Raw genomic sequence first — 19435 nt, forward strand, 5'->3', positions numbered from 1 at the left:
TGTATAGTTTGTCTACATTTTATAGTATAGAGCACTTTTTACTATAATTGAAATGAGATGATTGTGTGCCTTTTATCAATAGGTTTACGACAACAGTACCTGGTGCCGTCACGTTTACTGGGAATACGCTGGGACTTAGCCCTACATCACCTGCACCAGGTAATATTTTTGGTACACTTGCTGTGTTTACGACAGTAAATACAGCATTGCAAGTACCAGGGTTCCCAGCAGGGACAACAGATGAATGGCAATTGAATTCTTCAAGTGCAATTTTAAATCTTCCAGCGGGAAGCAGTGTATTATATGCAGAATTAGTTTGGGCTGGTACTTTCCGGACTGATACGGAAGATGTGTTACCATTTTTAAATGATAACATTACATTTACAACGCCAGCAGGGACGTTTTCTGTTACGCCAGATCCTGCTACCGCGCAGCAAGGTTCAGTAGGAAATCAGTTTTATTATGCTCGCTCTGCCAATGTAACGAATCTTGTTAGTGCAGGTGGGGCAGGCACATATACAACGGGTGCTGTGCCAGCTGCAAGAACTTCAGCCGACCCAACAATCAGTCGTTCAGCTGGATGGACGCTTGAGGTTGTGTATCAAAATGCAAGTTTACCACTTCGAAATTTGTCAGTATATGCAGGTCAAGAAATTATCGATGCTTCATCCCCGCCAGTTGATGCTACAATTTCAGGTTTTGCTACGCCGGCAACAGGAGCTGTTACAGGAAGAGTGCTCGTAACTGCTCAAGAAGGTGATTCTAACATTGTTGGAGATCAACTTCGCTTTGGGCCGAATGCAAATGCTACAGTTGCATTATTCGGACCGAGAAATCCTGCGAATAATTTCTTTCAGTCACAAATTTGTAATGACAGTGGAAATTTAGATACGAGCGGCACGTTTGGAGATTTGAATCAGCCGTTAGGGGTAGCTTTGGCCGTCCGAAGACAGGGGTGGGATATTACGAATGTAGATGCCTCCCCATCTTTAGTAAACAGTCAAACATCAGCAACGGTTCGATTTGTTACAAATGGAGATGGATACGCTGCAGCTGGTTTTGGTGTTCAAATTGATGCAACAGGTCCAATTATTAATCCTGTTAAATCAGTTAATAGAACAGTCGCGGGGGTAGGGGATACTCTCACTTATACAATTACGGTCCCAAATACAGGAACAGGAAGTGCAGAAAACGTTGTATTACGTGATAGTATTCCGAGCGGAACGACGTTTGTTGCAGGTAGTGTTACGGTAGGGGGAGTAACACAGCCGAATGCAAACCCTGCTAATGGAATTAATTTAGGCACAATCCCAAATAACACGCAAAGAATTGTTACATTTCAAGTTCGAATAACATCATTCCCGAATCCCAATCCTATTTTAAATCGTGCAATGGTGTCATATCAATTCCGTCCCTTCGTTGGTAGTCCTCCTATTACAAGTACGTCTTCTTCAAACACAGTACAAACGACAGTGAATCAAGCAACTATAAGTATGCAGAAATCTGTAGATTTACAAACGGCAACGCTTAATGATGTATTAACGTACACAGTTAATGTCACAAATAATGGAAACGTCACTGCGAACAATGTTATTTTTGTTGATAGTATCCCTGCTGGAACAACATTTGTCGCAAATAGCGTTACGGTAAATGGAGTAGCGCGTCCAGGAGCGAATCCAGCAAGTAGTATTAATCTTGGAAGTATTAATGCATCGCAAACGACTGTAGTGCGCTTTCAAGTTCGAGTAACATCGAACCCTCTTGTCAATCCAATTCCAAACCGTGCGAGTGTAACATTTACCTTTACTCCAGTGCCTGGTCAACAACCAGTTTCAGGGCAAGCGACAAGTAATACTGTAGTTACGACAATTAATATAGCTGATATAGCAACGAGAAAAACAGTGGATAAAGCTTTTGCAACGGTTAACGACGTTCTTACGTACACGGTAACAATTCAAAATACAGGAAATGTACTTGCAACGAACGTTATTTTTCAAGATCCGATCCCAATTGGAACGACATTTATCGTAAATAGTGTGACTGTGGATGGGGTTTCACAACCTGGGGTAAATCCAGCGACTGGGTTTACAGTAGCTAATATATCTCCTGGCGGAAGTAGGACTGTTACATTTCAAGTACGAGTAACATCTACGCCGTCAGGAGGTACGATTCCGAATCGCGGAAATGTATCTGCTAATTTCGTCGTTATTCCGAATCAGCCACCGATAACAATTAATAGACAAACGAATACAGTTGTGACACAAGTTAATACAGGCGGTTTAAATGTAATAAAAGAAGTAAATACAACGCAAGCGGCGGTAGGGGATACTTTAACGTACACAATTGCCGTCCAAAATACAGGGAACGTTCCGTTAACAAATGTATTTTTCCAAGACCCTATTTCTTCTGCTGTTTCATTTGTTGCAAATTCTGTAACAATTAATGGAGTACAGCAAAGTGGACTAAATCCGAATACAGGATTCTCTCTTCCGAATATTCCTGCGGCTCAAACGGTTGTAGTCACATTTGACGTAGTAATTGTACAGAATCCAGAAAATGAAGATATTTTAAATCAAGCAAATGTAACAGCAAGCTTTCAAGTGAATCCGAATGAACCACCAGTAACAATCAATGTACCGAGTAATGTTGTGAATACGACAGTACAATCAGGAAACTTTGAAGTTGTGAAAGCAGTCAATACGGATGTTGCAACGGTAGGAGATGTTTTAGTATATACAATCGAAGTTATAAATGCAGGTAGTGTACCAGCTGCAAATGTATTTTTCCAAGATTCAATTCCACAAGGGACATTATTTATTGAAAATAGTGTATTGGTTGATGGTGTTTTACAAGAGGGGGCAGATCCAGGACTAGGATTCCCATTAAATGATTTACCTACTGGCGCGAGTGTAATTATTTCATTTGAGGTATTAATTGATGAAATTCCACCAGGGAATAATGTTGTAAATAACGCGAATGTAACTGGAGATTTTCTTGTAAATCCAACAGAGCCACCAATTACTGTGACGGTTCCAAGTAATACTGTTATGACAGTTGTGAATTCCTCAGGGTTAAATGTAATGAAGAGTGTAAGCGCTACTGAAGCAGGTGTAGGAGATACACTAACATATACAGTTGCTATACAAAATAGTGGAACGGTAGTAGCGACAAATGTATCATTCCTTGATCCGATTCCAGCTGGAACCACTTTTGTAGCGAATAGTGTAACGATAAACGGGACACCTCAACCAGGTTTAAACCCGACAACTGGATTTCCACTTGCTAATATTCCAGTAGGAGGTATGGTGACGGTCACTTTTCAAGTGACAATCACGAGTGTACCACCAAATAGAGTTCTTCCGAATAATGCGAATGTCACTGCTGATTTCCAAGTAAGTCCTCTCCAGCCACCAATTACAATTGTAACGATTAGTAATATTGTTGTGACGCGAGTGAATGTAGGATCACTTAATGTAATGAAGAGTGTAAATACACCACAAGCCGGTGTAGGAGATACGTTAACGTATACGATTCTTATTCAAAATACAGGAACTGTTCCTGCAACGAATATTGTTTTTCAAGATCCAATTCCGTCTGGTACTGCCTTTGTAGCAAATAGTGTGACGATAAATGGAGTCGTACAGCAAGGCGCGGATCCTATGGCAGGATTCCCGGTACCAAATATTCCGGTCGGGCAAACGGCTACCATTACGTTTCAAGTTACAGTGACGGGTGTTCCGAGCGGTGGAAATATAAGAAACCAATCGAACGTTACTGCAAGTTTTCTTATAAATCCAGCAAACCCTCCAATAACGACTGTTACAAATAGTAATTTTGTAGTGACGCAAGTAAACACAGCACAGTTAAATATACAAAAATCTTCATCTGTACAACAAGCAGCACTTGGAGAAACTTACACGTATTCTGTTGTCATTCGAAATAACGGTACAGTAACAGCAACGAATGTCTCTTTCCTTGATCCAGTTTCTCCAGAAACAACATTTGTAGCAAATAGTGTAACGATAAATGGAACGCCACAACCTGGATTTGACCCAAATGTTGGTTTCCCGCTTCCTAATATTGCAGCTGGAACAGCATTGACAGTAACGTTCCAAGTTACGGTAGTTGCACCGTCTACACGTGGAGCAGTATTAAATACAGCATCTGCTACAGCCACTTTCTTATTAAATCCTTTACAACCACCTGTAACAACAACGAATTCAAGTAATACAACGGTAGTTACAATACCGTTACCTCCTCCTGGTGAAGTAACAGCAACAAAAACAGTTGATGTTGCAACTGGGGCTGTTGGGGATGTATTAACGTATACCGTGCTCATTTCAAACGTAGGGATTATCCCTGTTACAGATGTGTTCTTCCAAGATGTCATACCAGAAGGAACGATGTTTGTTGACAATAGTGTAACGATAGGTGGAGTGCAGCAACTTGGTTTAAATCCAGAAATAGGATTTACAGTTACGCCATTATTAATCGCTGGTGGAAGTATTGAGGTCACATTCCAAGTGACGATTACAGAAATTCCAGATAATGAAGTCATATTAAATGATGCAGACGTTACATTTACTTCACAACCAAATCCGCAGGAACCACCGATTACGGAAACGATATTAACGAATTTAGTCGTTACGACAATTAATATAGCGTTTATTTTTCCAGTGAAAATAGTAGATAAGGAAGTAGCGACTGTAGGAGAAATATTAACGTATGATGTATTGATTTTTAATTTCGGAACAGTGCCAGCGACGAATGTTCAATTTATCGATACTACTTCCGCCGGTGTAGCATTCGTACCAGGAAGCGTGAGTATAAACGGGGTACCAGCACCAGGATTAGATCCTTTCATTGGTTTTACAGTTCCAGATATACCTGTAGATGATTTTGTACTCGTCACATATCAGGAAGTGGTTACGAGCATACCAGAAGGTGGAACGATTGTTAACTTTGTAGATGTTACAGCTACGTTTGCTGTAAGTGAAACAGAGCCGCCTATTACGGAAACGACGACAAGTAACACGACATTAACAGAAATAAATGAATCTGGTTTGAATGTTTTAAAATCAGTAAGTCAGCCGGTTGTTGCAGTAGGCGATACAATCACATATACAACAGTAGTTCAAAATACGGGAACAGTGATAGCGACGAATGTTCAATATAGTGATGTATTACCATCCTCTATAACATTCGTACCGAATAGTGTAACGATAAACGGTGCGTTACAGCCTGGATTAGACCCTAACACTGGCTTCTCACTTCCGGATATAATTCCAGGTGAAAGTGTAGAAGTCACTTTCCAAGTAACAGTTGTTAGCGTTCCGTCAAACGGAACAATTGCCAATACGGCAAATGTTACCGGAAGCTTTATTTTAGTACCAGGAGAACCACCAGTTATAGTAAATCAGCCAAGTAATACAACACTCACAACTGTAAATAGAGGACGCTTTAATGTTATTAAACAAGTAAATAGAGCCGCTACTCTAGTTGGAGATGTATTGACGTATACAGTGCAAATAACGAATACAGGAACAGTAACAGCTAACAATGTTCAGTTTATTGATACGATTTCAACAGGTGCGTCATTTGTACCAAATAGTGTAACGATAAATGGAGCTCCGCAACCAAACTTAAATCCGATTACTGGATTTGGAGTTGGAGATATCCCAGTTGGTGAAACAGTTATAGTGACGTTTCAAGCGACAGTTACAAACATCCCGTCATCAGGAACAATTACGAACGTTGCAAATATAACAGGAAGCTTTACTTTAGTGCCAGGAGAGCCACCGGTTGTAATAACAGAGCCGAGTAATACGACGATAACTAGAGTGAATAGAGGACGATTCAGCGTTATAAAATCTGTAAATAAAGAAGCGACACGATTAGGAGATACGTTAACGTATAGTGTGCAAGTTACAAATACGGGAACGGTAACAGCGACGAACGTTCAGTTTAGCGATGTTCCATCACCTAGTTTAGAATTCGTTCCTGGGAGTGTACAAATAAATGGGATTCCGCAAGTAGGTTTAGATCCATTTGTAGGCTTTGCATTGCCTAATCTTGCAGTAGGGGATAGCGTATTAATTACATTTGAAGTAAATGTAATCGCAGTTCCGCCTTCTAGTAGCATTATGAATACAGCAAGAGTAACGGGTGATTTTGAATTAATTCCAGGAGAACCTCCGTTTACAATTACGAATTCAAGTAATACGACAGTCACACCAGTAAATAGAGGCAGTTTAGATATGCAAAAAGAAGTAGATCATTCAATTGTTGGAGTAGGAGAAACAGTAAAGTATACGGTTCGAATATTAAATACTGGTACTGCTGATGCGATGAATATTCAATTTATCGATGTCCTATCTCAGGAAGCTGTTTTTGTACCAAATAGTGTAACTGTAAATGGAGTAGCTCGTCCGGGAGTAAATCCGCAGGTTGGATTTACGATTGTAGACATTCCAGTCGGTGAGACGGCGATTGTAACATATGAAGCTACGATTACAAGTTTTCCAGATGGTGGTACAGTAGTGAACGTTGCTGGGGCGTTAGCAGAATATATTTTAGTACCAGGGGAGCCGCCAGTTACAGTGATGGATACGAGCAATACCGTTATAGTGACGGTAAATACTGCAATCTTATTTGTTGCAAAAGGAGCAAACTTTGAAGTAGCAATGATAGGGGATGTTGTCACTTACGGAATCGCTGTTATAAATGATAGTACAGTTCCTGTGACCAACATTGTGTTAACAGATATCATTGATCCGAATACGCTATTTATAAATGGCACGGTAACGGTAAATGATGTATCTTTTCCATTCGCTAACCCGAATACTGGTATTCCATTAGGTGATTTTCAGCCAAATGATGCAGCAATTATTAATTTCCAAGTTGTAATAATAGGAGGGCAAATAAATAATTTAGTTACAAATACTGCTACAGCGAATGGGCTTGCAACTGTAAATCCGAATGAGCCGCCAGTAGTAGTTGAAGGTGATAGTAATACAGTTGTTATCCCGTTTATTCCTCAAAATGTCTCAACGACAGTCGTAAAAACGGCAGATTTACAGGTAGCAACAATTGGAGATGTCATTACGTTTACGACAGTCATCACAAATACGGGTGATACTGTAATGCAAAATATTCGTTTTCAAGATATGTTAGATAGTAGTGTTCGATTTGTTCCTGGAAGTGTAACGGTTGATAATACGCCAGTGCCGAATGTAAGCCCGGCAGTAGGGTTTCTTATCGGAAGTTTAAATCCTGGTGAAGCAAGGACAGTTTCGTTCCAAGTAGCAGTACAGAGCGCGCCAAATGGTTCAGGAAATTATATAAATCAAGCGAGTATTCGTTTTGAACATCAAGTAGGCACAGTATTGCCACCTGTTACACAAATAGTAGAAAGTAACATAGTTGTCATTCCATTTGTTCCAACGATTGAACAAATTTGCGAAACGAATCTTAATTGCTTAGGGAAAATTCCTTTTCAATGTTCTCCGTGTGATCATTTGCAAATAAAGAAAAAATAAATGAAGAAAGAGCATCCTGTAAGAGAAGGATGCTCTTTCTTCATTAATCATGTAGATTCTTTTTCGGGCGAGGTGAAAAATTCGTCGATTTTGTCGGAAAGTAGTAATGGAATAGCTCCTTTTATAACAGAAATGTCCCAGTCCCACCATGCGAGATTCTCTAGTTTGTCAATTGTTTCTTGCGGGAAACGATATCGAATAAATTTTGCAGGATTACCAGCCACAATTGCATATGGCGGTACGTCCTTTGTAACAACACTCTTTGCACCAATAATGGCACCGTTACCAATTGTAACACCAGATAAAATGCAGGATTGATAACCAATCCATACATCATTGCCAACTACGATATCACCTTTTGAAGAAGGGTGACCAGTAATATGTGCTCCTTCATCAAAAAGTGCATTAAATGGATAAGTCGTTATCCAGTCTGCGCGATGTTCACCGCCAAGTATGAAAACGACTTCTTCTGCTAATGAACAAAACTTACCTATTTTCAATTTTGTTTCATCGTTCCAAGAAAAAATGGTTGGCCCTACTTTACTATAAGTATAATCACCAATATCATATTTATTATATTCAGGTTTTTGATTTAAATATAACATGCTTCTTCAGCCTCCTTTCTCAATTAAGTGATACGTATGGAATATTATATGCAAGATGTAGTAATGTGAACTGTATTAATAGGTGAAATGAACAAAAGGGAGTGGGATGTATGCGATACGAAATGGGTTTATATAATAAACCGTTTCAGTCAATTCGATCAGGGGAAAAAGTATATGAAGTACGCCTATACGATAAAAAACGTCAACTAATAAACAAAGACGATGAAATCGTATTTACGAATCTTAAGACAACAGAAATGATGACGGTAAAAGTAACGGAAATAAAGCGATACGAGAGCTTTAAAGCTATATATGAACAAATCGATAAAAAATTATTGGATTGTGAAAATGATAGTTTAGAGGAAATGTTAGAAAGTACATACAAAATATATACGAAAGAACAAGAAAAAGAGTGGGGAACAGTTGCGATTCGTATTGAGGTAATAAAATGATAAGAAATCGCGGAGCCGCCATCATTGTACAGGAAGGAAAAATCGCTCTTATAAAACGTATTCGAGAAGAGGAAAGATATTATGTTTTTCCTGGCGGAGGGATTGAGGAAGGTGAAACGCCTGAAGAGGCAACGAAAAGAGAGGTATACGAAGAATTAGGGGTACATATACAAGTGGAGCACCTTATTGCAAAGGTAAAATATAAAGGAAATGAATATTATTATGCTGCCTATATTACAGGCGGAGTGTTCGGAAGCGGAACAGCTGAGGAATTTCAGCTGGAAGGTAGGGGAAATTATATTCCGTTATGGCTACCGATAAACGAGTTGGAAAAAGTGAATATAAAACCTTATGGAGTGGTCAGAAATATATTTAATCATTATAAAATATAACGTCTGACAACATACAAAAAAAACCATTGACATAGTCTTCTGATTTAAGTATTGTATTCGAGTATGTTTATAATCAGGAGGTTTATATGAGCAATCAAACTACTACACATCATGTGAAAATGACAACAGCGGATCCATCTGGAATTGGTCTATTTGGATTAGCGATGGTAACACTTGTAGCATCATCTCAAAAGTTAGGCTTAACAGATGGCGTTTCACTTGTATTACCGTGGGCAATCTTTTTAGGAGGATTTGCACAAATCTTTGCTTGCATTCATGATGCAAAGCATAACAATACATTCGGTACAACAGCATTCGGTGCGTACGGTCTATTTTGGCTAGGTGTTGGAATGACTTGGTTAATTCAACTTGGAGTATTTGGCGAAAAATTAGCACAAGCTGCAGATTCAAAACAGCTTGGTGTAGCCTTTATCGGATATTTGATTTTCACAATCTTTATGACAATTGGTGCAATGGAAACACATAAAGTATTATTTATGATTTTCGTCCTTATTGATTTCTTATTTATCGGTCTTTCATTAAGTACTTTAGGTGTTATGCCGCATGCAATGCATAATTTAGCAGCATATTCTGAACTTCTTATTTCATTATTATCTTTCTACGGTTCAGCAGCAGCAGTGTTAAATACACACTTCGGAAAAGTTGTTTTACCAGTAGGAAAGCCTTTTGGTATTTTTAAAAAATAATAAAAAAGCACAGATGATTGTATAGTCATCTGTGCTTTTTTATTTATTCCGCTCTTTGTGGGTTGTCTGAAAAAGCCTGATTGGTGAGGACTCATTAAACTTTCACTTTATCCCGCTATTTGCCGGGCAGTAAGCCCCCCCGCCTCAAAATTCAGCGGAAACAAAGAAGTTAGGTGGGGGATGAATACCCTCACTGATTAAAGTTTCACCTTATTTGAAATAAGTAATGTGAAATGTAAATAAAAGTAGAAAAAATCAATTGAAATTGATTCTCATTATTAATATAATGAGAATGATAATCATTTATTGTTAGAGGGGGATGCCAAAGTGGCAAAAATTTTAATAGCTTATGCAAGTATGTCAGGAAATACAGAGAGTATTGCTGATTTAATTAAAGTTAGTTTAGATGCTTTTGATCATGAAGTAGTATTGCAAGAAATGGAAGGCATGGACGCTGAAGAATTATTAGCTTATGATGGAATCATTTTAGGATCTTATACGTGGGGCGATGGTGAATTACCATTTGAAGCGGAAGATTTTCATGATGACTTAGAAAATATAGATTTAGCTGGGAAAAAGGTAGCGGTATTCGGATCGGGTGATACAGCGTATGAACTGTTTTGTGAAGCGGTAACGATATTTGAAGAACGTCTTGTGGAACGCGGTGCAGAGCTTGTACAAGAAGGGCTGAAAATTGAATTAGCTCCAGAAGATGAAGAGGATGTTGAAAAATGCAGTAATTTTGCAATTGCATTTGCTGAGAAGTTCTAAGAATGGGAGTGTCAACGTGGAGACAATGTTAAGTGCAACTGCTATTACAAAGTTAAGAGATGGAAAACTGTTGTTAGCTACTACATATAATGGCTTATTTGTTGAACAAGACGGAGAATGGAAACGAATTTTAAATGGTTTTCAAAAACGAATTAGGGATTTACATAGCGAAGATAATGTAGTTTATGGTGTAGGTGACGAAGGGATTTTTATTCGCAGTATGAATGGTGGAGAGAACTGGACAATTCAGCGTTTTCCAACAAAAGCAACGAGTTGGAATGTATGTAGCACTGTACAAGGAACTGTTGTTGCTCATGGAGAAAAAACGCTGTATCTTTCTCATAATTTCGGTTTGACATGGGAAACTATTCATCCGTTTCTTGAGTATGGCAGTGCGGCACCGTCTATTCGATCATTATTTTTATATAAACATTACTTATTTATTGGTACGAAAATACATGCTAAATATGGTGGTGTTTGGCTCTTTGATTTGAAGACACGTAAATTAAAGAGGATTAAAATTGCGATGAATCAAATGATCTCCGCGTTGACTTTACACAATTCTTATTTAGTAGCGGCAAGTGGATCGTGCAAGGGAGTTAGCGGGAATATTTCTTATTGTAAAATAGATGAAAGTATTGCAAGTGAAAAAATATATTGGCATACATGTCAAAGTGAGCAGAAAGCAAGTAGTTATTTAGACTTAAGTGTAGATCAACATGTTTTATATACAACTTCAACGCAAAATAAGGCGGGGATTAGTAGTGTGTGCCGTGTGCTTCTTGAAGAAGGTATTGTTACAGTATGTGATTCAGTTAAAGGGCACGGATGGCGCATTGTTAATCAAAAAGATGGTTATGTAGTAGCCGGATCAGGTGAATTAAAAGCAATGCAGTGGGAACAAAAAATAATTTAAGAAAAAAACTTTACTTTTATTATATTGATATGATATAGTATATTTAAACCATTTTACTTTTAATAATATAGAGATTTAAATGAGCTGTAACTTCCGAGGAGGATAGCAATGTTAAATCTCCTCAGGGGTTGCAGTTTTTTAATATCTGGCTTATTATTGTAAGGTGGTTGAAAATGAATATGTACATATAGGTACATTGTAGGAGGATTTTTTTCATGCAAAACGGTAAAGTAAAATGGTTTAACTCAGAAAAAGGTTTCGGTTTCATCGAAGTTGAAGGCGGAGAAGACGTATTCGTTCATTTCTCAGCTATCCAAGGCGAAGGCTTCAAAACTTTAGAAGAAGGTCAAGAAGTTACTTTCGAAGTAGAACAAGGTAACCGTGGACCTCAAGCTACTAACGTAAACAAGAAGTAATTTTTGAAAAAAGAAGGGCTCGCCCTTCTTTTTTTTTGCATTTTTATAGATGTCCTCCTACTTACATATCATAACAAGACTGAATTTTCATTCATTTATTCGGAGTATTTTTGTATAAAGTACATGAATAAATAAATACTGAAAATAAAGTGTTTGTGTGAAAAGGAATTTAGAAAGAGGTAAATAAATTGAAAAACGCTACACATTTCATTGTGTTTGATATTGAAAGGAATTTCAGACCGTATAAATCAGAAGATCCATCAGAAATAGTTGATATCGGAGCTGTAAAAATAGAAATAGGTACAATGAAGATAATTGAAGAATTTTCGGAGTTAGTAAAACCAAGTGCACGATTAACTCGTCATACAACAAAATTAACCGGTATTACGAAAAAAGATTTAATGGGTGTAGAAAAATTCCCTCAAATTATAGAGAAATTTATTCAGTTCATCGGCGAAGGTTCTATATTTGTTTCATGGGGAAAAGAAGATTATCGCTTTCTATCTCATGATTGTACATTATATGGTGTTGAATGCCCAAGTATAGAAAAAGAAAATAGAATTGATTTGCAAAAATTTGTTTTCCAAGCATATGAGGAATTGTTTGAACATACGCCAAGTTTACAATTTGCGGTAGAACAGCTCGCTTTAACGTGGGAAGGAAAACAGCACCGTGCTTTAGCAGATGCTGAAAATACAGCAAATATACTTCTTAAAGTATATAGCGAGAGAGATATTAATAAGCGATACAAAAGACATGGTGAACTTGAACTTGTAAAAAACGGAAAACTAACAGAAAAAGCGAAAAAAAAGATGCGAAAATGGGTGTTTAAAGAACTAAAGAAAAATACAGAACGCCCTTTTGAATGGAGTACATTTGAAAGTGGTGACACGTGGGAAAGTATAACGGAAAGATATTATATAAGTGAAAATACAGTAGAACTCCTGAAAAAACATTTTCGTACAGCAGTGAGAAAAGCGGAACGGCAGATTAGGTATTTGGCTGAGATGGAGGAGAATACAGAGGTTAAATGAATTTCTCCTCCACCTCTAACTACATACATGTAATAACAGCGTATTGATATTAAATAGGCATCAATTTGTTGTTGTGATTGTGCATTATAATTGTTTTGGGATTGTTAAGACGTAATAAGCGTTTTAAACCGTATTAATAAAATAAAAATATATATAAAGAAAAGAGTGTAGTTTAATGGAAACAATCTTTAACATTTTAACTGTTTTAGTTTTTGGGATAATATTTACCACACAATTAGCATTAACTACACTTTCTTTCATAGTAAAGAAGAATTGGAAAAAACTTAATATCTCTTTAAGTTGTGGTGTATTAAAGTTTAAAATAGAAGAGTAAGATTGAGTTTTGTACAAGGGAGGTGTGATAGTGGTAGACTTGGATATTAAAGATGTCACAGTAAAGATGGAATTAAACGGTGTCTTTTGGAATGAGGATCGGATTGCTGAAATGAAGGTGACTACAAAAGAAGAGCATTCTGTTATTCTTCGTCTAGTAGTTGATTTAGAAAGTAAAACTATTAGGGCGACGAGTGCGGAAATAGTGAATGGATTCTGCCCTCTGTGCAAACAGAAAAGGGACGAATGTAGTGAACTTAATGACTTGCAAAACAAAATGGAAATTTTAGAAGAAGCCTACGATTGGGTGAGAGAACATCCGGAATATCGTTTTCAATTATCTTTTTACGAGTACAATAAATTTGAGGTAGTAAAGTGAAATTTGCATCTTAACAACTTATAGAAGGACTTGGTCAACTAGAAATATTGAAGTAGATATTTCTAATGGAAATAAGCTTGTATAACAAGGAAGGGATGTATTTGATTCTGCAACAAATGTCATCTTGCATCAAAAAAATTTGAAAATAAACATGTTTTATTATAAAGCAGAAAAATCGATTCTTAGTAGAATCGGTTTTTAATATAAACAAAAGAGCGCTTATTAAAAGCGCCCAGTAACAACAGTTATATGGAAGTATTTATCCCGTAAAAGCCCGATTGGTGAGGGTTAATAATTAGTGGGGGATGAACAAAACCCCACTGATTAAAGTTTCACTTTATTCAATACCGCTCGGATCAAACGAATACTGCTGCTTATTCTCAATCCGCTCAATCACATCTTGCAGCTCATCTGGCTTCAGAAACTCAATAGGAGAGAAGCCTTTTTCAAATGTAAGTGTGTCTGCTTCAATCATAAGTACATATCGATCATTTACCTTCGCAATATGTATTTGATCCCCGAAATCAGCAAGCAGGGCCTTCACAGAGATATGATCTGCTTTTAGTTTTAATTCGACTTCAGGAGCATGCTCGACGATTTGAGCAGTTGCTTCCATTACTTCTTCGGTTGAAAATTGTTCCATAATTTCGCGTTTCGGACTGGCAGCCCATACTTCCATCGCTTGGTCGAATTGTTCGCGTTCTTCCGTACCTTCTTCAAATACATCTTCAATTTGGTCGTATACCATGTCCATTACTTGTGTTTTCATAATTTCAGGCATAGAGCGTTCGTATTCGACGAATTTTAAGAAGTCTTCAAAGTAGCGGGCATGTGATGCTTGGTGTATTTTTAGTTCGCCTACTTCAACCATACCTTCTTCAGGCATGTACGGATATTGGATAGATTTCATATTCTTTGTTGTGATGGCCATTTCAACGTTACGAATCAGTGTTGATTCATCAGAAATAGAAGCAACCTTTGGTTCAAAGTCGCATTTCATTACGAATACGAATGGATCATCAAAGTATTTGCGTAGTTTTGCCTGAGCAATTAAAAATACACCACCACGTACAGCGCTTGTGTCAAGATATGTATAAACGAGAGGTTCGCTCATATCTTTAAAGTTTTCTTTTGTTTCTGCAAAGCGAATACGATTAAAAAGGTTGTAATGAGGGTTTGAATCAAGTTCGTGCCCTTCTTCTACAATAAAGCGACCAATTTTTGTTGGGGCTTGTTCTGTTTTTGCATGACGTTCTACTTTTCGCTTCGATATTTTTAATAACTCACCATTCAAAAATTCTTTTAAGGAACTATCTTCATATTCTTCAGCGTCTAAAGTTTGAAAATGTTTGTAGCGTTTATCAACTGCTTCACCTTTTCCTTCTACTTGTACAACATAAAAGGAAAGATAATTTATTTCAAAATCCATATTTATCACCTTGTTTCATTTCATTAACTCTTATCAGTATAGAGATGGAAAAAACTTTCGTCAATTTATATAAGGAAGGGGAAGCCCCTTCCTTTATATAATCTTTATTTTCTCGATTAAAATCCGTCTTCTAATGCTGCGAATGGAATGTTTAGTCTGTTTTCTACTGTGCGTAAACGTTGGTTTAAGCGGTTTAGTCTACGTGTATGGCGCTCAACTGTATTTTCTAGTTGACGAACTCTTTGTTCAAGCTCATTTACGCGTCTTTCTAATTGACGATTTCCAGTGCCAGGAAAAGAGATTGGAAGTTGGAATTGTCTATTTTGGTCATATGGATTCGTGTGCTCTGCTTGATCTATATAAGATTGATATTGTGTTTGTAAGTCATACTGTGGTTGTTGGTACGCATATTGATTATATGGATCATATGGATTGTAGGGATACATAATAACATCCTCCATTTCTTTAAAATAGGTTGAATTCACCATAATGTATGTGCAAAAGCGGAGTGGTGGCACGGCAAATACCTATTTATGTTGACGGGATTTCTCTTTATCCCGCTATTTGCTGGGCAATAAGACCCCCATGTCAAAATTCAGCAGAAACAAAGAAGGTCGGGATGCCCGTAAAACCCCCACTGATTACAGTTTCACTTTATAAAAAATAGCTTGAGGGTTTTTGATTTGTATTTCTTTTGCTTAATGGTATATACTGGATAAAAGAGAGAGTTTACATAAAAGTTACAATTCTATCAAACTCAAACTTTTATGTAAATATGTATAGACATTTATAAAAGAAAAGAGTAATTTATATAGAGTGAAAAATAACTTGTAACATTTTATAAACATATTGTAAAATGATTGTAACAAAACATACATAAAAATGAAATAAATACATAATAGTGATGTTGGGGAAAGGGAGAGAGTATATTGTTCCGTAAAGTAAAGGGTATATTGGTTGGGGTGTTATGTGTAGCTATAATGAGTGGCTGTGGTGCAAAAGTAAGTGATGTTGCATTGGTAAGTGATATTGGTGGGCATACTGTAGAGGCTAAAGCAGAAGTGCAGGATACTATTAGTTTAGTTGATGGTCGAACTGGTACTGAAGTGAAAAAATTAGATTTATCTAGTTTAGGCTATTTTGAAGATGAAGCGAAATTTAAAAAGTCTGTAACAAAGGTTGTTGGTGAGGTTGGAAAAAGCGTCGACAAAAAAATGGTTCCTTCACGTATAGCACCTGATGGAAGTTGGCAAGAAGGAAAACCTTCTTATGAATTAATGGAAAAAGAATTAGTAGATAAATTGTTAAATGTTGGTATGTGGGATGCTACGTATCAGTTGCCGATTGTGGAGAAAAAACCAGTCGCAACATTAAGTGATGCGCAAGGAAATGGTACGGTAATTGGTAGATATGAAACGAACTTAGGTGGTTCAACAGGTGGCCGTATTGAGAATATTCGTTTGTCAGCAGCGAGCATAAATGGAGTTGTGTTAGCAAAAGGAGACCGTTTCTCTTTTAATTCATTAATCGGTGATACAACACCAGATAAAGGATATCAATTAGGGAAAGAAATAGTTGATGGTAAATTAGTAGATGGATATGGCGGTGGTGTTTGTCAAACATCTTCAACTTTATACAATGCAGCAGATCAAGCTGGCCTGAAAATGGTGGAGAGAACTACACATTCTAAAACGGTAGGTTATGTTCCACAAGGAAGAGATGCTACAATTGCATATCCATATTTAGATTTAGTATTTGAAAATACGAATGATGCACCTGTGAAGCTTTATATGGGCATTCAGGGTGGAAAGCTAGTTGCTGAAGTACATAAAATGAGATAAGAGTTAAAATGCCGCCTTTTCTAAAAGTTAGAAAAGGTGGCATTTTTATTATGAAAATAAAAATGCATGTGAATTCTGACTTTTCTTATTTACATAGGATGATTTTAGTTGTATCCTTCATAGTAACGGTTATATGTAATGGGAAAATATAGGGATAAGGAGATGAAGTTATTCATGGTAAAAATTCATCCGAAAACACGTATTGGTCATGTTGAATTTAAAGTGAAAGATTTAGAGCGTCAAATTGCTTTTTATGAGAATGTTGTAGGATTAGAGGTAATTAAGCAAGAGGGGAATAAAGCATATTTATCTGGAAAAGGTGGAAAGAACGCGTTACTTGTTCTTGAAAGGTTAGAGGACGGGGTACTGCAAGAACCGCGTACGACTGGTATATATCATGTAGCCTTTTTAGTTCCGACTCGTGAAGCTTTTGCTTCTGCGCTATTTGGGGTTCTTCGTAATAAAAATGTAATTGACAGCCCGGATGAGCAAGAAGGGCGTTATACATATTCAAATGAAATTTTACCAATTTCAAGGTTTAATAGTGCAAGTGATCATACATATAGCGAAGCTTTTTATTTGCAAGATTTAGAGGGGAATGGTATTGAAATTTATGCAGACCGTCCGCGTGATCAATGGGGAGAAGGGCCAGGAGGAAGTACACCACTTGATTTAAAAGAATTGGCAACACTTGTTGATTATGAGTTTGATGGTTTGCCTGCTAATACTGTCGTTGGGCACGTACATTTACGAATAGCTGATGTAGAGAAATCACATGAATTTTATGTGGAAACAGTAGGTTTTGAAGTACAACAGCGTGAAGAGGATTGCTTATTTATTTCAGCAGGGGGATATCATCACCATATTGGTGCAAATACGTGGAACGGAGTAAACAATCCACACCCACCAGTACATGCAACTGGGCTAAAGGTGTATACGATTGTACTACCGTATAAAGAGGCGTTAGATGAAGTGAAAGAAAGATTAATAGAAAAACAACATGAAATAAATGAAACTACAAATGGGTTTGTGGTGGTAGATCCAAGTGGTATTACAGTGCAATTTGAAATAGAAGCAGTGTAAAATAAGCGAGAAAGTGTATAATCACTTTCTCGCTTATTTGTGATCATTCATAGCTCAATCCAATATCTTCTTACTACATTCCCATCTTCCTCAGTGAAATCATGATCACGAAGCCCGCCGTTATGTAAAATCGTTTTTTCAGAAGCGGTATTCACTGCGTCGCAAACGACAAGTACTTTCGTGATGTCTAATTCCTTCGTTTTTTCTAATGATAATGCTAGTAATTTCGTAGCATAACCTTTTCTTCTTTCAGAAGGGCGAATGCCATAACCGATATGACCGCCAGCGTTAAATAGATGTTCAGTTAAACTATGACGTATATTAACAGCTCCGACAATTCTATTATTATTTGTAACGAGCCAATATGTAGAATCTGGTACCCAAGTTTCAGGGATATTTATTCCGTTATGCGCATCGAGAAGTTCTTGAACCATAGCTGGGAAGTTAGCAGGATTTTTTGAGATAACCCACGGGATCATTGTTTCACCGCTATCTTTCCATTCGTTATAGAAATCTAAGTATTCTTCTTGTAAATCAGTAGTAGGTGTAAGTAACGAGACGTTCATTGTTAGTAAGCTCCTTTGTTTATGTAGTATTTATAAAAAATTATGATACAAAATGAAAGCGTTTTCTGAAGTTTCTCAACCTAATTTCATGTAATTCACCTTTTATTTTTTAGAAAATTAGTGAAGGTTTAAAATTAGAAGTTATTTATTTTATGTTAATATTTTAAATATTAACATAAAACGACCGGAGTATTAAGTGTATTTTAGTGGTATTCCTTCATGTTGATAAATGGATGTTTGTGATATTTTTTGTTTTATCTATCTATAATGAATGAAAGGGGGAAGTGCCCGTGAGTGTAGATTTTGATTTTATTATACGAATCGGTGTTGCTGGCTTGTTAGGAGCAATGATTGGTATTGAAAGAGAAATTCGATCGAAAGAAGCTGGATTAAAGACTCATTTCCTCGTAGCGGTAGGAAGTGCGTTAATAATGGTTGTTTCGAAATATGCCTTTTCAGATATTGTGTTTGAAGAGCATATGTCTCTAGACCCAAGTCGTATTGCAGCACAAGTCGTTAGTGGAGTTGGTTTTTTAGGTGCAGGTACAATTATTATTCAAAAGCAGGCGGTGAAAGGATTAACGACCGCGGCTGGTTTATGGGCTACTGCCGGTATAGGATTAGCAATTGGAGCGGGAATGTATGTAGTAGGCATTGGAGCGACGATTCTCGTTTTAATTGGTTTAGAAATTGTAAGTCGTATTTTTAAGGTGCAATTTTTATTTCCACAAAATATAACAGTGCAAATGTTTGTAAATAAACATGAAGCGATACAACAAATATTAGAAACACTGCAAGTGAAAGGCATCCCAATACTCTCATATGAGGTGGAAGCTTCACAGCAAGGTACAGAAACTGTTTATAAGGTAGGAATGCAACTGAAAAATATATCGTCAGAAGAAAAGAATGAGTTTATTCAGCATATGCAAACATTACCGGAAGTTACGTTTATAAAGTTAAAATCATAGTGTTG

General features: G+C 37.1%; 16 protein-coding genes. 12 read left to right on the forward strand and 4 right to left on the reverse strand.

Features of this window, described 5'->3' with window-relative positions; genetic code table 11:
• Positions 1-65 precede the first annotated feature (65 nt).
• Positions 66-7538 (forward strand): DUF7507 domain-containing protein, encoded by a 7473-nt coding sequence (locus tag HMAS_RS06820; RefSeq protein ID WP_025708945.1) that lies wholly within the window; start codon positions 66-68, stop codon positions 7536-7538.
• 47 nt (positions 7539-7585) lie between these two features.
• Here HMAS_RS06820 and HMAS_RS06825 read toward each other — a convergent pair whose 3' ends face one another.
• Entirely contained in the window at positions 7586-8143 is a 558-nt protein-coding gene (locus tag HMAS_RS06825; RefSeq protein WP_000966302.1) for a CatB-related O-acetyltransferase, read from the reverse strand.
• A 110-nt stretch (positions 8144-8253) separates the two neighbouring features.
• On the opposite strand from HMAS_RS06825, the gene HMAS_RS06830 reads away from it, so the two are divergent.
• The 8 genes from HMAS_RS06830 (at position 8254) to HMAS_RS06865 (ending at position 13543) form a co-directional block, all read left to right on the forward strand.
• A complete protein-coding gene (locus tag HMAS_RS06830) occupies positions 8254-8595 on the forward strand; it encodes an ASCH domain-containing protein (RefSeq protein ID WP_001268366.1) in 342 nt (113 codons plus the stop codon).
• Complete coding sequence (locus HMAS_RS06835) at positions 8592-8987, forward strand: NUDIX hydrolase (RefSeq protein ID WP_000620823.1); 396 nt, start codon at positions 8592-8594, stop codon at positions 8985-8987. Before HMAS_RS06830 ends, HMAS_RS06835 begins: the two co-directional genes overlap by 4 nt.
• Before the next feature lie 86 nt (positions 8988-9073).
• The gene (locus tag HMAS_RS06840) at positions 9074-9694 is read left to right on the forward strand and encodes an acetate uptake transporter (protein WP_000070938.1); all 621 of its coding nucleotides are present in this window, start codon (positions 9074-9076) and stop codon (positions 9692-9694) included.
• Positions 9695-10021: 327 nt separating this feature from the next.
• A complete protein-coding gene (locus tag HMAS_RS06845; RefSeq protein ID WP_001062752.1) occupies positions 10022-10465 on the forward strand; it encodes a flavodoxin in 444 nt (147 codons plus the stop codon).
• Between the two features lie 16 nt (positions 10466-10481).
• Entirely contained in the window at positions 10482-11381 is a 900-nt protein-coding gene (locus HMAS_RS06850; protein ID WP_006922620.1) for a WD40/YVTN/BNR-like repeat-containing protein, read from the forward strand.
• A 215-nt stretch (positions 11382-11596) separates the two neighbouring features.
• Positions 11597-11797 carry a cold shock-like protein CspB gene (gene cspB, locus HMAS_RS06855; protein WP_001179150.1) on the forward strand — a complete coding sequence of 67 codons (201 nt, stop codon included), beginning with the start codon at positions 11597-11599 and terminating at the stop codon, positions 11795-11797.
• A 188-nt stretch (positions 11798-11985) separates the two neighbouring features.
• Positions 11986-12831 carry an exonuclease gene (locus tag HMAS_RS06860; protein WP_000786417.1) on the forward strand — a complete coding sequence of 282 codons (846 nt, stop codon included), beginning with the start codon at positions 11986-11988 and terminating at the stop codon, positions 12829-12831.
• A 364-nt stretch (positions 12832-13195) separates the two neighbouring features.
• Entirely contained in the window at positions 13196-13543 is a 348-nt protein-coding gene (locus HMAS_RS06865; RefSeq protein ID WP_000227983.1) for a hypothetical protein, read from the forward strand.
• Between the two features lie 337 nt (positions 13544-13880).
• Here HMAS_RS06865 and HMAS_RS06870 read toward each other — a convergent pair whose 3' ends face one another.
• Together HMAS_RS06870 and HMAS_RS06875 are read right to left on the reverse strand one after the other, a co-directional pair.
• Positions 13881-14972, reverse strand: coding sequence for a DUF3900 domain-containing protein (locus tag HMAS_RS06870; protein WP_000345046.1), 1092 nt, complete (start codon positions 14970-14972; stop codon positions 13881-13883).
• A 116-nt stretch (positions 14973-15088) separates the two neighbouring features.
• Positions 15089-15418, reverse strand: coding sequence for a hypothetical protein (locus tag HMAS_RS06875; protein WP_000283715.1), 330 nt, complete (start codon positions 15416-15418; stop codon positions 15089-15091).
• A 483-nt stretch (positions 15419-15901) separates the two neighbouring features.
• Here HMAS_RS06875 and HMAS_RS06880 point away from each other — a divergent pair, with 483 nt between their 5' ends.
• Entirely contained in the window at positions 15902-16813 is a 912-nt protein-coding gene (locus HMAS_RS06880; protein WP_000488973.1) for a VanW family protein, read from the forward strand.
• A 138-nt stretch (positions 16814-16951) separates the two neighbouring features.
• Positions 16952-17896 carry a VOC family protein gene (locus HMAS_RS06885; RefSeq protein ID WP_002024552.1) on the forward strand — a complete coding sequence of 315 codons (945 nt, stop codon included), beginning with the start codon at positions 16952-16954 and terminating at the stop codon, positions 17894-17896.
• Between the two features lie 47 nt (positions 17897-17943).
• Here the strand turns inward: HMAS_RS06885 and HMAS_RS06890 are convergent, their stop codons facing one another.
• Complete coding sequence (locus HMAS_RS06890; protein ID WP_001103123.1) at positions 17944-18462, reverse strand: GNAT family N-acetyltransferase; 519 nt, start codon at positions 18460-18462, stop codon at positions 17944-17946.
• A gap of 290 nt (positions 18463-18752) precedes the next feature.
• Here HMAS_RS06890 and HMAS_RS06895 point away from each other — a divergent pair, with 290 nt between their 5' ends.
• The gene (locus HMAS_RS06895) at positions 18753-19430 is read left to right on the forward strand and encodes an MgtC/SapB family protein (protein ID WP_000109719.1); all 678 of its coding nucleotides are present in this window, start codon (positions 18753-18755) and stop codon (positions 19428-19430) included.
• The last annotated feature ends 5 nt before the right edge of the window (positions 19431-19435 follow it).

The organism is Bacillus sp. HMA207 (assembly GCF_003402455.1).
Taxonomy (GTDB): domain Bacteria; phylum Bacillota; class Bacilli; order Bacillales; family Bacillaceae_G; genus Bacillus_A; species Bacillus_A cereus.